Here is a 740-nt window from a genome sequence, read left to right as displayed (position 1 = left end):
CTCTTTAGTTGACCTCTCTCGTCGTAGTTGTAACTGAACACACTGCCCATACGGTCCGTTTTACCGGTCTGTTGACCCAGATGATTATAGGACACACTTTCGCTTTTGGCGGCGGCGTCCTGCTTCGTTGTCATCAGTCCGATTTCGTTGTAACTCTTCGTGTTTAAGGTTTGTTCCGACTCACCCTTGCCCTGAACGGTCACCTTGGATATTTGTCCATTTCCGTCATAGCTGTACCGTGTGGTCTGATTTAGCGCATCCTTAACACCAGTTAACTGATTTAATGCGTTGTAACTGTAATGGGTTGTCACGCCAGCCTCATTGAGATGGTTCATCGGGTCGGTATATCCCGTAAGATTGCCGATAATATCGTAACTGTAGCGCTCAGTGATGGGCTGCGACTGATTCGGCCAATCTCTAAACGTCCGCTTCGAAATCACCCGGCCCCACGGATCATACGACTCCTCGATGTAATTCATCGTTTCGGAGGTGCCCGCCGCAGTCAGGTAGCTTACCGCTTTCCGCTGCTTCAAATTATAATTTGTCACGAAGACATTACGATAGGAATCCGTTAAACTTTTTTGTTGGCCCCAAGCATCATACCCCACCGTTATTTCATTGGATAGTGCATCTTTTTGATAGATGGGTCTGCCCATATCGTCATAGTGATACTGGGTGAATACCCATTTTCCAGCGTTGTCATCAAAGTGTTCCTCTAAAAGGGCCAAACCCATTCCGTT

At 47.3% G+C, this 740-nt stretch carries 1 pseudogene; it reads right to left on the bottom strand.

Annotation, left to right across the window (positions count from 1 at the left end):
- Positions 1 to 740 (bottom strand): annotated as a pseudogene (locus AC3WT9_RS34605) (RHS repeat protein); the annotation flags it as partial.

This window comes from Paenibacillus sp. EB106-06-01-XG199, assembly GCF_058791575.1.
The sequence above is the reverse complement of the archived record's forward strand: the minus strand, read 5'-3'. Positions and strand labels throughout refer to the sequence as shown.